This window comes from Dehalococcoidales bacterium, assembly GCA_030698765.1.
GTDB lineage: Bacteria > Chloroflexota > Dehalococcoidia > Dehalococcoidales > UBA2162 > JAUYMF01.
The window spans coordinates 1-14,155 of the sequence record JAUYMF010000118.1; the positions used below are offsets into that span (position 1 = coordinate 1).

A 14,155-nucleotide genomic window follows, 5' to 3' on the forward strand; every position below is an offset into this window, starting at 1 on the left:
CCCGTATGGCTTAGCCCTTTTCGGTATCCTCTGCGCCGTTGGGTCGGTTATCGTGGGGGTTTCATATCCGAGTCTACGCAAGCAGGACTAGTCCGCAAGGTGTCTAAGGGCGTACCTGCCCGCTGCCGGATATGATCCACTTGTAGCTGGTCAGTTCCTTCAGTCCCAGTGGCCCCCGGGCGTGCATCTTCTGGGTGCTGATGCCCACCTCCGCCCCCAGCCCGAACTGCCCGCCATCGGTGAAGCGCGTGCTGGCATTGACATAGACACAGGCAGCATCCACCTCGTTGAGGAAGCGGTTGGCGGCGCTGTAGTCCCCGGTAATGATAGCCTCGGAGTGGCCGGAGCCGTAGCGCTCAATGTGCTCCAGCGCCTCATCTAGGGAGTCCACCACTTTGACGGCGGCCACCAGCGCCAGGAACTCCCTGCCCCAATCCTCCTCCCTAGCCGGCACCAGTTTTAGGGAAGAGTCTGTTTTCAGGATGGACAGCGCCCTTTCGTCGCCGTGCATTTCTACTCCTGCCTTAGCCCACTCGGCGGCGATGAGGGGCAGGTAATCCCGGGCAATGCCACTGTGGACCAGCAGCGTGTCCAGGGCATTGCATACCGTGGGCCTTTGTACCTTGGCATTAAAGGCGATGGCTACCGCCTGGGTGATATCGGCGTTGCGATCAATATAGGTATGACAAACGCCCATGCCGCCGGTGACCACCGGCATGGTCGCGTTTTCCGAGACGAATTTTATCAGCCCGGCGCCGCCGCGGGGAACAATCAGGTCAATGATGTTGTTCATCTTGAGCAACTCATTGACCAGTGCCCGGTCGGTATTCTCGATGAGCTGTACCGCTCCCTCCGGCACTCCGGCCCGGGTGGCTGCCTCCTGGACTAATTCCGCCAGGGCGCGGTTGGAGTTGATTGCTTCCTTGCCGCCCCGGAGGATAACGGCGTTGCCTGACTTCAAACAGAGGACGGAAATGTCTATGGTAACGTTGGGGCGGCTTTCATAGATAGTCCCGATTACTCCCAGGGGCACCCGCTTGCGGCCAATGGTCAAGCCGTTGGGCAGGGTGCGCATGTCAAAGACCTCGCCTACCGGGTCGGGCAGGGCGGCCACTGCCAGGACATCTTTTGCCATTCCTTCAAGCCGGTCGGCGTTCAGCAGCAGCCGGTCAAGCATGGCGGCATCCATCCCGGACGCTTCCGCTTCCCGGTAATCGATTTTATTGGCGGCCAGGATTTTATCCTTTTTGCCGAGCAGGTCATCAGCGATGTTCGCCAGGGCCTGGTTCTTAATCTCCGTGGGTAGATATGCCATTTTACGGGAAGCCGCTTTAGCCGCATCCCCTTTTATCCTGAGTTCATTCATAACACTACCTCATCGGGTGTTTAATGTTTTCTGAAAATGTCATTGCGAGACCATTGCGATGAAGTCGGAAGGCGAAGCAATCCGGGTGGTGGGGAAGCTGCAACCCCTCCCGGATTGCCACGTCGCTACGCTCCTCGCAATGACATGTTATCTTGGATTTCAAATTTTCCTATAATATCACCAGGTTATTACGGTGCACCACCTCTGAGCCGTAGTCATAGCCGAGAAGGTCGACGATCTTCCGGGAGTGTGCCCCCTTGATGAGGGCGATATCCGCTGAACTGTAGTTGGTGATGCCGCATCCCAGACGCACCCCCTGGGTGTCATAGATATTGACCGTGTCCCCGCGGCTGAACTTGCCCCCAATCTGGACTATACCGGCCGCCAGCAGGCTGCGGTTCTGCTTCTTCAGTGCCAGTGCCGCGCCGCTATCCACCACCAGCTTGCCCCGGGTATTCAGACCGCTTAATAGCCACCGCTCCCGGCTTTCCAGCTGGCTGACGTTGGGCAGAAAGCAGGTACCTACCGCCTCACCATTGACCAGCCGTGTCATAATATCAGCTTCTCTGCCGTCGGCGATGACTACCTTTACTCCGGATGCGGTCGCCAGCTTCGCCGCCTCAATCTTGGTCGCCATCCCCCCCACGCCCAGCTTGCCAGTACCATCGAAAGCCAGGCTTTCGATTTCAGCGTTTATCCGCTCTACCTGTGGGATAAGGCAGGCGTCCGGGTGGCGCTGCGGGTCGGCGGTATACAGCCCGGCAATATCGGTCAATATCAGGAGCAGGTCGGCATCGATTAGATTGGCGACCATGGCGGACAGATTGTCGTTATCGCCGAACCTGGCTTCGTGGAGTTCATCCACGGCAACAACGTCATTTTCATTGACGATACCGATAACTCTGAGCTCCATTAAGGCGAGCAGGGTATTGCGGGCGTTAAGGTAACCGGCGCGGTCAGTCAGGTCCGCCCTGGTCAGTAAAGCCTGGGCTACCGTGATATCATGTTCAGCAAACAGTTGCTCATAGACGTTCATCAACCGGCCCTGTCCTATGGAAGCCAGCACCTGTTTAAAAGGGATGCCCCGCCGGCCCCGGCTCACTCCCAGCTTATGGCGCCCGGCGGCGACGGCCCCGGAAGAGACCACGACCAGCTCCAGCCCCTGCCCGTGCAGCCGGGCTATCTGGGCAACCAGCCCGGACATTATTTCCGGGTTCAGGTGGTCACTGCCGCCGGTGAGCAGACTGGTGCCCAGCTTGACCACTATCCGCCGGCAGGAGGTCGGAGTCTTTGAGACGGATTTTTCACTTCTGATTTCAGCCATTCTGCTTCATTATAGCAACCCAGGGCGGGTGAAACAACAGTTGGGCAAAGGGCCCTGATATTTTTAGGACGTGGATAGCCTTGAGGCAGCGCCGGGCGCCGTGTTAGAATTGCATTGAGGGCTAGTTGTTTGCAGCTAGCCCTAGAGGTGTTTGGGGAGAGAGATGCCAGCCAGCCTGAAACAGTTACTACAGCTAATCGATGATATGCCGGCTTACCGCCAGCTTGTTGCCAAACTGAACTCGGGTAACAATGCCCGGGCGGCAATGCTGGAGGCGGCCAAACCTTATGTTATCGCGGCCCTGTACCGGAGCCAGCAGCGGCCGGTAATGGTGGTTACCGCTCAACCGGAAAACAGTAAACGACTCTACGAGCAACTGCTGGCATGGTGTGATTCCGGCCAGATAAAGCTGTTCCCTGAGCCTGACGCTCTACCCTACGAGCATATCACCGCCGGTAACTCTACTGAGATGGAGCGACTCCAGGTACTGTCATCTCTGGCCAATGTTGCCCCCGGTGACGGGGAATCGCCGGTATTGCCCCCTCTGGTTGTTGTCTCAGCCCTGGCGCTGGCGCAGAAGACAGTCCCGTTTCGTGATTTCACGGCGGCGGTACATACTATCAGCCAGGGGATGGAAGCTGAGCCGTTCCAGCTGCTGGGTCGCTGGCAGGCGATGGGTTACCGCTTGAAGAGTACGGTGGAAGTACCTGGCACGATGAGCCATCGGGGGGGTATCGTGGATATTTACCCGCCGACCGGTGAATTGCCCGCCCGGCTGGAATTCCTGGGGAATACCGTGAACAGCATCCGTCTCTTTGACCCGGCAGACCAGCGTTCCCGGAAGATGGTTGAATCTATCGTCGTCGGCCCGGCTGCGGAGTTGCTGACGTCTCCCGTTAGTGGAGAGGAAGAATTAACCGCTGTCTCGGGTGCTGGGATGAGAGAACGGTTGAAACAGGAACTGGCGGCGTCACCAGATATGGAAAGTTCGGACAGGCTGTTATACGCCTCGCTATTTAACCGGGACAGTATTCTAAGCTATCTACCTCAGGATGCTCTGCTGATAATCGATGAACCGGAGAATATTAAGGCGGCTATTGAAGATCTGGCTGCTAAAGCTGGTGAGCTGCGGGCGGAGAGACTGGAGCGGGGAGACTTGCCACCTGATTCATCCAGGCCTTATTTTACCCGGGATGAACTGGAGCCGTTGCTGTCAGAGCGTCAGTCCCTGGAGCTGACAGCCTGGGGTACCGCTGACAGTGAGCCGTGCTATGAACTGAATTTTAGCTCTGCCCCGAGCTATGCCGGGCAGTTACCGGCATTCATCAAAAAGGTTGGACAGATGTTGGCTGAGGGACAACGTCTCATTGTGGTCAGCCATCAGGCCAGCCGTTTAGCGGAGCTGCTTGAGGAAGATAATATCCTGGCGGCGCCGCTTACTGAAGTCAAGCAGGTGCCTCCACCCGGCTCACTGACTCTGGTGCAGGGGCTGCTGTCAGAGGGCTGGACTATGAATGGGGATACCTGCCTGTTTACTGATGCCGAGCTCTTCGGTTTCGTCAAGCAGCACCGGCAGATGAAGAAGCGCCCGGTATCTCACCAAAAGCTCTTTGCTGACATAACTCCAGGCGATTACGTGGTGCACGTTGATCATGGTATCGCCCGGTTTTCCGGCGTGACCACGCGCCGTATCAGTGGTAATGACAAGGAGTACCTGGTACTGGAATATGCCGCCGGTGATACCCTTTATGTCCCCGCCGACCAGATAGACCGCGTCAGCCGCTACATCGGCTCCGGGGAACGGCAGCCGGTATTGAGTCGGCTGGGCACCCAGGAATGGTCGCGCGTTAAAACAAAGGTCAAGGAGTCAGTAGCGGAGATTGCCCGTGAACTGCTGACTCTCTACGCGGTGCGGCAGGTAGCGCCCGCTTTTGCCTTTTCTCCGGATACAATCTGGCAGCAGGAACTGGAGGCTTCCTTCCCCTACGTTGAGACTCCGGACCAGATGACGGTGCAGAAGCAGGTGAAAGCGGACATGGAGCAGGCGAAGCCGATGGACCGCCTGGTCTGCGGGGATGTCGGCTATGGTAAGACCGAGGTGGCGCTCCGCGCCGCCTTCAAAGCGGTCATGGACGGCAAGCAGGTGGCGGTGCTCGTACCGACGACGGTGCTGGCGGAGCAGCATGTTGCTACCTTCAGCCAGAGAATGATGGCTTTCCCGGTAAGGGTTGAAGTATTGAGCCGGTTCCGCACCGCTAAGGAACAGCAGGCTATCATTGACGGACTGGCGGACGGGACGGTGGACATCTGTATCGGCACTCACCGTCTTCTGCAAAAAGATGTTATTTTCAAAGATCTGGGGTTGTTGATTATTGATGAGGAGCAGCGTTTCGGCGTTGTCCACAAGGAATACCTCAAGCGGATGAGGCGGGAGGTGGATGTGCTCACACTGAGTGCCACTCCAATACCGCGTACCCTGCACATGTCCCTGGTCGGGGTGCGGGACATGAGTATCATGGAAACGCCTCCCGAGGAACGCCTGCCCATCAAGACCTATGTCGCCGGGTATGATGAGCGCCTGGTACGGGAAGCGATAATCAGGGAACTGGAACGGAACGGCCAGGTATTCTTTATTCACAACCGGGTGCAGAGCATCGCCCTGATGGCTCATAAGCTCCGGAATCTTGTCCCTGAAGCGCGCGTGGCCATCGCTCATGGACAGATGGTGGAGGGGGAACTGGAGCGGGTGATGGCTGACTTCGTCCAGGGTAAAAGTGATGTTTTGCTCTGTACCACCATTATCGAATCAGGGCTGGATTTGCCTAACGTTAATACCCTGATTGTTAACCAGGCGGACAAGTTTGGACTGACCCAGCTTTACCAGTTGCGGGGACGGATAGGGCGTGGGGCTAACCTGGCCCACGCCTATTTCCTCTATGACAGAGGCGAGCACCTGACCTCGACGGCGGAGAAGCGCCTGCGGACTATCTTTGAAGCCACCGAGCTTGGCGCCGGTCTTGGAATAGCCATGAGAGACCTGGAGATCCGGGGGGCGGGTACGCTGCTCGGCTTCAGGCAGAGCGGCCATATCAGTGCTATCGGTTTCCATCTCTACTCTCAATTGCTGGCGCAGGCGGTGGAAGAAGAGAAAGCCAGGCAAAGCGGGATTACCGAACCCGATACCCGCCCGTCACGCTTGCCTTCACCGACCGTCAGCCTGCCTCTGCCCGCCTTCATCCCCGAAGATTATGTTCCTGACCTCACTACCCGGCTGGTGCTCTACCATAAAATGGCGGCGCTGGACAGCATTGAAGAGGTAGGCGTCTTGGGACAGGAGTTTACTGACCGCTTCGGCTCCATGCCGGCGGAGGTAAAAAACCTGCTCTACGTACTGAAAATAAAGGTTATGGCGGCCCGGGCCGGTATCGAGTCCGTCTCTACCGACCACGGAGAAATTGTCATGGGACTGTTTGAAGGCATGCGCTTTGATAAACAGAAACTGGCGCCTTTCCTGGATGGCGCGGTTTACCTGCGCGGTCTCCGCCTCCACCTCAACCCCAAACGGATAGGCAAGGAATGGCGGAAGGTGCTGGAGGAGGTGGTGGGGAGAGTGGGGTGATATAATATTAGATATAGTTGACAAAACGAAGGGTCAGGCTTACTTCTTGACAAAGGAATGGGGTATGATGCAAATATAGATGAGGCTTGAGGATAGAAAATGCTTATTTGGTGGCAATATACTGTTACCTTCGTAGGCTCATTGATTGTAGCTCTTATTTCTGTTTGGTTTTCTCAGTGGTTATCTGTCCGTAGAGAGTATAGGAAGGCTTTAGAAAACCTGAGAAGTGAAGTATCCACAAATATAGATAATATTGATTTGATAAGCAGGTGGATAGACACAAATCTTGATAACTTGAAGGAAAACCGAGTAGTAGTTGCTACATGCCCTCACCTTTACGAATCTGCTTGGATTTCGGTAAGAGGTGCCGTCTCTTCTAAGGATTATGATATTGCCCAAAAAATGGAGGGTGCATGTGGTTTTCTTGGTAGTATACATGACCTTATGCATGCGGTTGAGGAATTAAAATGGGGAGCAGGTTCAGCGATGACTGGCTCTAAGCAGAGTAAAACCACTGTTTTTGAAGCAATGAAAGAAATTATTAACAAAGGTTTATTGCCAAACTTAACGGAAGTAAAAACCCTCTTAGATAGGAAACTGGGGTAGATATTCTACCCATTACTTATGTATCCTCAGTATTCTAAGAGGGGCTTTCGCCCGTCTTTTCATTTCCTCCCCCCATTTATCTTTTCCCGCCCGCCGCCCTTAAGGAAGTTTAAAGGGGGAGCAAAGCTCCCCCTTTAAGAAACCCCCTCTCTTTCCATAGGGGAGGGGCTAAAACATCCAGCCTGATATTTCCAGTTGCTATTTCCATGCCGAGGCTGTGACCTGTACCTTTGCCGTGCTTGCCATCACATCCCGGGCGTCTCTTCCGGCTGGATGCTTGCCCGCGTAACCAGCCTCCCCCTTTCCCTTGCCAAGGGAAAGGGGGAATTGAGGGGGATAGGATTAAGAACGTATTTCCTCGGGATTCTTCGGTCGTCCCGATGGACTCCTGGAATGACAGTTCAGATGACTTCAAGGGATAGGGTTGAGGAGTTTGGGGAAGGTATTTGACTTCATATCCACCTCACCCCGAGATTCTTCGGTCGCCGTGCTCCCTTAGAATGACATTTGAGATAATATACCTGGCAGGGGAAAGGGGGAAGTGAGGGGGATAAGGCTCAGAAAGCGTCTTTGAGATTGTTTCATCCTTATGGGGAAAGCTCGCAATGAAAGGAATAATCTCAGTCCTCTCTCTATAAAGCTCGAGATGGAAAAGGTCCAACAAGAAGCTAAAAGAGTCAAGAAAATAACAAAAAGGTAGTGTTAGTTGATGCTATGTAACCACTATCTCCCGGAATATTTCTTGCATCCCGCCTTCCAGTAGAGTAATATAGAAACATTATCAGTTGGATGAATTAACTTTCGCCTATTTATCGATGGAGTTTGGTATCGACCCGGCGATACCAACATATAGCGGCGGGTTGGGAATACTGGCCGGGGATACCATCAAAGCCGCCGCCGATTTGAATCTGTCGGCAGTCGGGGTGACCCTTCTGCACCGGCAGGGCTATTTTCGCCAGCACCTGGACGACGCAGGAAACCAGTCAGAGAGCGACTCCGGCTGGTACCCTCATGATTTTCTGGAGTTACTCCCGCTACGGGTTGCAATAACCATCGCCGGTAGTCAGGTGCAAGTGCAGGTATGGCGTTACCTGGTGCGCAGCGAATTCGGCCACTCTGTGCCGGTATACTTTCTGGATACTGATATCCCGGAGAATCCCTCCTTTGCCCGCGGTCTTACCGGGCGCCTATATGGCGGCGACGACCGTTACCGCCTGTGCCAGGAGATTGTGCTCGGCCTGGGCGGCATCGCCATGCTGCGCGCCCTCGGTTATCAGAGAATCCGGGCGTACCACATGAATGAAGGGCACTCCGCCCTCGCGGTTCTGGCGCTCATGGAAGAGCAGGCCTGGGGAAGAAATCTCGACTCAATAACCGAGGCTGATAGAGAGTCAGTACGCCGGCGCTGTGTCTTTACCACCCATACCCCGGTGCTGGCCGGGCATGACAACTTCTCGCTTAACCTGGTGCGGGAGGTGCTCGGGGATGAGCGCATGGATTTCCTGCTGACTACTCAGTGCTGCAATAATGGTGCCTTGAGCATGACTAACCTGGCAGTGGACTTTTCCGGCTACGTCAACGGTGTTTCCATGCGGCATGAGGAGATTTCACGTACTCTTTTTTCCAACCACAACATCGACTCCGTCACCAACGGGGTGCATGCGCTGACCTGGACATCACTCCCCTTTCAGAGACTGTATGACAGCTATATCCCGGAGTGGCGCCGCGATAACCTCTACCTGCGATATGCTATTAAAGTCCCGCTGGATGGAATCCGGGAAGCTCATCTGGAGTCCAAGCAGCGACTGTTCATGGAGGTGGAGCGGCGTACCGGCGTCTGTCTCGACCCGGAGGCAATGACCATCGGTATGGCACGGCGCGCTACTGCCTACAAGCGTACCGACATGCTTTTTAGCGATCTGGAGAGACTGCAAAGCATTGCCAGGGGACGGCCTTTTCAGGTCGTCTGCGGCGGAAAAGCCCATCCTCGGGATGAGGGCGGCAAGGCTCTTATCCGGCGTATCTTTGAGGCGGGCTCCCTTCAGGAGGTTATCCCCGTTGTCTACCTGGAGGAGTATGACATTACCCTGGGCAAGTTGTTGTGCTCGGGGGTGGACCTGTGGTTGAATACCCCGCAGAAACCGCACGAAGCATCCGGCACCAGCGGGATGAAGGCCGCCCTGAACGGCGTGCCCAGTTTGAGTATCCTGGACGGCTGGTGGGTTGAGGGTCACGTGGAGGATGTTACCGGCTGGTCGATTGGTGATGGCTGGCGGTCTGAGGCACAACCGGAGATTGAGATTGCCAGTCTCTATGATAAGCTGGAGAAGGTGATTCTGCCCCTGTTTTACGATTGCCCTGACGATTTTGCCGGTATCATGCGCTCCGTTATCGCCCTCAACGGTTCCTATTTTAACGCCCAGCGTATGGTCGCCCAGTACCTCCAGAATGCTTACCTCCGTGCTGGCACTATCTAGAGAGTGTCTCAATAACAGCTTTACAATATCTGTCATTCCTTACCCTGGCCTGTCGCCAGGACAGGCTTGATACGGAATCCAGGGGGGTGGAGATACTGGATTCCCGCCTTCGCGGGAATCCAGTATGGTTGCGATGATTGTGGTAATCTCTGAGACACTATACTGTAGTGCCCGAATAATGCTGTGAGGTTTTGTCGATGGTCTGGCAGGTAAAGAATGCTTTAGTCCTGGTGTTGCTGGTTATTCTCGGGCTGCTGCCGGGCGGTTGTGCCGGAAATAGCGGTGAAGTGAAGGCTGCCCTGGGACAACAGTTCTCCCTCTCTCCGGGTCAGAGCGCCGTAATCACTGGAGAGGAACTGAAAATCAAATTCGAGGGCGTGCTCGAGGACAGCCGTTGTCCCCGAAACGTCGTCTGTATCTGGGAAGGCAGGGTACGCTACGTGGTGCAGGTTACGGCTGACGGGTCACTGGCAAGGGTAGAGTTGACCGAACCCGGACTGACCGACCAGCCTGTTCAGCTCACTTTCGGGAGTTACCGGCTCACTTTTCATATAGAACCCTATCCCGAGGAGGGGAAAGATATTGCTGATGAGGAATACCGCCTGCTGTCGAGCGTTGAAAAACTGAGGTAAGCAAAGAGTTTTTGATAACGGCATCTCGCTGATTGCTGAAATGAAAGGCGAGCAGTTTAAGAGGAGCTTATACCTTCTTTCTCTGTATTTTTCGCTACCGGAGACAGCCTGTAGCTCAGGAATCTTATTACTCGATAAGCTTGCACCGCAGCTATGGCCATGATCAGCTTGGGTACCCACAGCCAGAACGGATTCAGTCCCAGCACCAGGAATAAAGCCGGGTCTTCAACCATAGAATGATTGATGCCGATGGAGATATGCAGGCGCTCCAGTTCTTCCCTGGTCAAATTACCCTTTTTAGCTTCATCGATGATGACCGCTCCGCCATACATCAACCCGAAAACGGCGCTGGTCAGCCATAAGGTCGCCGTCCGGTCGGAAAGGCGCATTATCCGCATCAGGGGTCGAAACACGCGATGAGCGTAGTCGGTCCATTTCAGTGTCGCCGAGAACTCCAGCAAAATCATAATGGTCATCACGATGCCCAGGATTCTGATCATGAGGCCACCCGTGCTGATTGCCCAGCTTTTGAGTACCTCGAGTATCGGAGCCTGGACGGTAAGACTGCCGGGAATGGCGATACTCTGGCTGGTATCACTGAAGAACCGGCCTACGATTAACAGGACGATGGTGGCCGCCGTAATACGTATCAGGGTTGTCTTGATGACATTAAGCCCGGACCTGTGCTGAATAATCCCCTCAGCGATGAGGTTGTGGGCAATCAGGCTAAATACGGCAATCAGGGTCATCTGCCCGGTGGTGAAGGGTATGGCGTGCATCACGGCGATACCGGCGTAGAGGTTTATCACCATCCCGCTGATGATGGGAAGAGCAGCTTCAGGAGGCAGATTGAGCAGTCTCATCAGTGGGTCTAACAGGAAGTCCAGGCTGGTTAACCAGCCTGTCCACTGGAGGAGAGTCACCAGGAATGAAACGGGGATAATAATCTGGGCTATCCAGATAAAACTACCCCAGCCTCTTTTGATTCCCGCCAGGAGTATCCCCCTTGTCTGATACTGGTGTCCGCTCATTTTGTTCTTCATTGCCTCACTTTAACTTTAATCAATCAATCGGAGAACGGAATGGGTGGTGTTGTGGGCATCTTTATGCTCATAGGAGGACGGCTTTGTGTCAGGTAACAGGCCGGGGTTAGGTGGGTTGTTTACTTATCTTCCCTCCGACAACTCTGATTTTCCTCGGTGCCGCCGCCCACAGGAAAGCTGACGCAATTGTCAGCAGCGGGATAGTCAGGCTGAAAGCCAGGGTGTAGCTGTTGCTGATATCAAAAAGATAACCTCCCAGCCAGGCGCCGATGGCGCCACCGGTACCGTAACTGAGGTTATTGGCGCCCATAATCGTTCCCATGTGTTTACCTTTGAATACATCCGCTTTCGCCACCATCGTCAGGGGTCTCAGGGCGCCCTGGCAAGACCCGAAAAATACCGCGAAGACGTAGAGCAGCCAGGGGGAGGATGTATCTCTGACCATCAGCAGGGCAAATAATCCCACGCACATACCAAGCACGCCCAAAGTATAAGTCAGTTCGCGGCCGATGCGGTCGGAGATATAACCCCCGAGGCCGCTGACCAGAGCCAGACCGCCAATAAGAGAGAAGATGCTGGCGGCCAGTATCTTGCTGTAGCCGAGGTCAACAATGAGCGCTACCGTGTGTACCAGTATCAGGTTGAAGGCAATTCCTGAGCTGAATGTCTGCATGAACAGGAGCCAGAATTTATCCGTCTTCATGGCTTTGGGCAGTGTCCATTCGATAGCGGCCCATTCATGGTTCACGACGCGCGGGTCCGGTCTGTCTGTTATTTTGCCATCGCTTCCGGGATTAACCTCATATCCGGCAATGCCGTCCATTGGCAGCCGCATATCCCTGGCATGATGCCGCTGGAAAACGGCGGTGAGTGGTACGATAAGACCAACAACAATGAAGGCAAGTACAAGGTAAGCTTGCCGCCAGTCAGTGATATTGATTAATTGCTGTATCGGCAGGGATGAGGTATTGCCCAGTGCCATGCCGATGACGGCAAAGCCGATGGCTGTCCCCAGTTTTAACGAGAACCAGTTGGCTAGCAGGGCGGAGTGGGTGATATAGCCGATAAGGCTGATGCCCACCGCCAGAAGCCCGGAGAAAAGGTAAAGCTGCCATATACCGCTAAGCTGGCTGAGTCCCAGTAAGCCCAACCCGCAAATTACGGCTCCGGCGGGAAACACCACCCTCGGCCCGAAGCGATCAATGAGCGCGCCTGAAATGGGGCTGAGTAAAGCGTAAACTATCAGGTTGATGGAAAAGGCAAGAGCGGTCTCCGCCCGTGACCATCCGAACTCGTTCAGGATAGCCACATAGAAAACGGAGAAAGAGAACCGCGTGGCATAAGCGATAGTCAGCGTGACGAGGGAAATAGCGACAATTATCCAGCCATAAAAGATGACGGGTCTTCTCGCTCTCGCTTCTCGTTCCATGTTCTTAATAGACCAGCGTCATTATAGCACATTATCCGTTCCGGTGTACGTGCCTGGATAGGTTGTATTCCTGAGTGTTTCTCTGGTCTTCCCGGGAGTCAGTTAGCCTCGGAAGGCTGATCTCGCGAGCAGAGGTACTCGTCATTGCTCTCCGTACTGGTGCTGGCGGGCAAGAGGTCCGGTCGCCATCGTCTCAACAACCAGGATAATGCCAGTGCGACCGCAAACGCCACTGCCAGATTCACCGCAAAACCCAGTACGGCGATGCCTGCGGCGAGTCCCGCCGTGAGTCTCGGGAACCGCCAGGCGCGGGAGGAGCTTGCCAGTTCAATGCCGCTGAACAGGAGCAGGCTACCGACGACAGCAACCGGAATCAGGGCTAGCAAGGCAAGACCACCACCTCCCAGGAAAAGCCCTAGCAAGAGGAAGAATGCCCCAATCATGACGGGAGCACCGCCCGTGCGAGCACCGAACCGGTAATGACCTGCGAGACCCCCCGCGCCATGGCACATCATGTAGCCGCCCAGAAGTGCCGACATCAGATTCCCGATGCCCGTAGACAGCGACAGGTTACGTACCGTCGCGTGGTGCTTCTCTTTCGGGAAGTACCGGTGTGCCAGAGCGGAAGTTACAATGAGGGCGTTGGTGAGCGTGAGCGGAATTTGAGGTAGTACCGTAACGTAGCTGGCTCGCAGGAAGTCTTGCATTCCGGGAATAACACCAACAGGAAGATGCCAACCCCAATCCAATTTCGGGATGCTGGTGTTGATACCCAGGGGAAAAGCTAGACCCACTCCGATGACCAGTCCCACCAGCGCGGCAGGTACCCTGCGGACAAATATCGACGCGAGCATAATGGTAACCACGATTCCACCCAGCAAGGGCTGCGACCAGGCCAGCTTCAGACCCAGCCAGGCCAGCGAAGATCCCAGGCTGAGTTGTATGGCCGCTACGGTCCAGGCTGGTGTTATCCTAGCGAGCAGGTTCACCAGGCCGGTTAACCCGGCGACCAGGAAAAAGATACCGATAAGTAAGGCGCCTGCAGCCACTTCCGCCGGCGACATACCTTGAATCAGAAGTGCGGCTGAAGCCGCTTTCATAGGTTGGACAGCGATGGGGATGCCGTAAATAACGCCGCTACCCAGGTAGAAGAGTCCGAAGGCCACAAATACACCCGCCGGCGAGAGGCCAGCGACAGAAATCGCTCCCAGCACGTGAGGCAAGAAAGTACCGAGGTCACCCAGCGCACCAGAAAGCTCTTTCAGGTTGAAAACGAAGCGCGGCCGTTTCAATGGCTGGTCTTCGGACTGCCGGCTGCACCTGATGGTCACGTCAAAAGGAAGAGTATTTCCTGTTTCCCGTCGTTTCTCCAGAACTGCTAACGGAATATCACCCACAGCTGTTATACCTCACTCCTTCATTTTTAGTCTACAGTAGCGTGCCTCATTCTGGCAAGAAAATAAGAAGTAAACAGCATCTGAATTATCGACTCCCATTATCACGCGGCTCTCATTGTGCAGCAAGGTGGAAAAGAAGACCTTGACAGAGACATATACCGGACTCATCCAGGAGATAACTCCTGAACTGGAGGTATAAATGCTGGAAATCAGAAAAGCCGCCGTTCCCCTGGATGAGAAAGAGGTGATGGATCTGGAGAGA

The 14,155-nt window shown here is 54.9% G+C and carries 10 protein-coding genes; 4 read left to right on the top strand and 6 right to left on the bottom strand.

Annotated features, from left to right (window positions below; translation table 11 throughout):
• Positions 1–103 precede the first annotated feature (103 nt).
• Together Q8Q07_05825 and proB are read right to left on the bottom strand one after the other, a co-directional pair.
• On the bottom strand, positions 104–1,366 hold the full coding sequence (locus tag Q8Q07_05825) for a glutamate-5-semialdehyde dehydrogenase (protein ID MDP3879805.1): 1,263 nt from the start codon (positions 1,364–1,366) through the stop codon (positions 104–106).
• Between the two features lie 169 nt (positions 1,367–1,535).
• Positions 1,536–2,690 (bottom strand): glutamate 5-kinase, encoded by a 1,155-nt coding sequence (proB, locus tag Q8Q07_05830; protein ID MDP3879806.1) that lies wholly within the window; start codon positions 2,688–2,690, stop codon positions 1,536–1,538.
• Between the two features lie 163 nt (positions 2,691–2,853).
• Between proB and mfd the strand changes: the two genes are divergently transcribed.
• From mfd to Q8Q07_05850, 4 genes are all read left to right on the top strand, one after another.
• Positions 2,854–6,309, top strand: a complete 3,456-nt coding sequence (mfd, locus tag Q8Q07_05835) for a transcription-repair coupling factor (protein ID MDP3879807.1) — start codon at positions 2,854–2,856, stop codon at positions 6,307–6,309.
• 99 nt (positions 6,310–6,408) lie between these two features.
• Positions 6,409–6,915 (top strand): hypothetical protein, encoded by a 507-nt coding sequence (locus tag Q8Q07_05840; GenBank protein ID MDP3879808.1) that lies wholly within the window; start codon positions 6,409–6,411, stop codon positions 6,913–6,915.
• Between the two features lie 785 nt (positions 6,916–7,700).
• Entirely contained in the window at positions 7,701–9,392 is a 1,692-nt protein-coding gene (glgP, locus tag Q8Q07_05845; protein MDP3879809.1) for an alpha-glucan family phosphorylase, read from the top strand.
• 197 nt (positions 9,393–9,589) lie between these two features.
• Positions 9,590–10,024 (top strand): hypothetical protein, encoded by a 435-nt coding sequence (locus tag Q8Q07_05850; protein MDP3879810.1) that lies wholly within the window; start codon positions 9,590–9,592, stop codon positions 10,022–10,024.
• A gap of 56 nt (positions 10,025–10,080) precedes the next feature.
• Here the strand turns inward: Q8Q07_05850 and Q8Q07_05855 are convergent, their stop codons facing one another.
• The 4 genes from Q8Q07_05855 to Q8Q07_05870 form a co-directional block, all read right to left on the bottom strand.
• Positions 10,081–11,067: a hypothetical protein gene (locus tag Q8Q07_05855; protein ID MDP3879811.1), complete on the bottom strand. Its 987-nt coding sequence runs from the start codon at positions 11,065–11,067 to the stop codon at positions 10,081–10,083.
• A 106-nt stretch (positions 11,068–11,173) separates the two neighbouring features.
• Entirely contained in the window at positions 11,174–12,496 is a 1,323-nt protein-coding gene (locus tag Q8Q07_05860) for an MFS transporter (GenBank protein ID MDP3879812.1), read from the bottom strand.
• 98 nt (positions 12,497–12,594) lie between these two features.
• Entirely contained in the window at positions 12,595–13,893 is a 1,299-nt protein-coding gene (locus Q8Q07_05865; protein MDP3879813.1) for a putative sulfate/molybdate transporter, read from the bottom strand.
• Between the two features lie 12 nt (positions 13,894–13,905).
• Positions 13,906–14,155 (bottom strand): hypothetical protein (locus Q8Q07_05870; GenBank protein MDP3879814.1); only part of this gene is annotated, 250 nt, incomplete at its 5' end.

Excerpts from the sequence above, each read along its gene's own strand:
- Q8Q07_05825 (MDP3879805.1), bottom strand. The coding sequence starts at position 1,366 with ATGAATGAACTCAGGATAAAAGGGGATGCGGCTAAAGCGGCTTCCCGT.
- proB (MDP3879806.1), bottom strand. The coding sequence starts at position 2,690 with ATGGCTGAAATCAGAAGTGAAAAATCCGTCTCAAAGACTCCGACCTCC.
- mfd (MDP3879807.1), top strand. The coding sequence starts at position 2,854 with ATGCCAGCCAGCCTGAAACAGTTACTACAGCTAATCGATGATATGCCG.
- Q8Q07_05840 (MDP3879808.1), top strand. The coding sequence starts at position 6,409 with ATGCTTATTTGGTGGCAATATACTGTTACCTTCGTAGGCTCATTGATT.
- Q8Q07_05850 (MDP3879810.1), top strand. The coding sequence starts at position 9,590 with ATGGTCTGGCAGGTAAAGAATGCTTTAGTCCTGGTGTTGCTGGTTATT.
- Q8Q07_05855 (MDP3879811.1), bottom strand. The coding sequence starts at position 11,067 with ATGAAGAACAAAATGAGCGGACACCAGTATCAGACAAGGGGGATACTC.
- Q8Q07_05860 (MDP3879812.1), bottom strand. The coding sequence starts at position 12,496 with ATGGAACGAGAAGCGAGAGCGAGAAGACCCGTCATCTTTTATGGCTGG.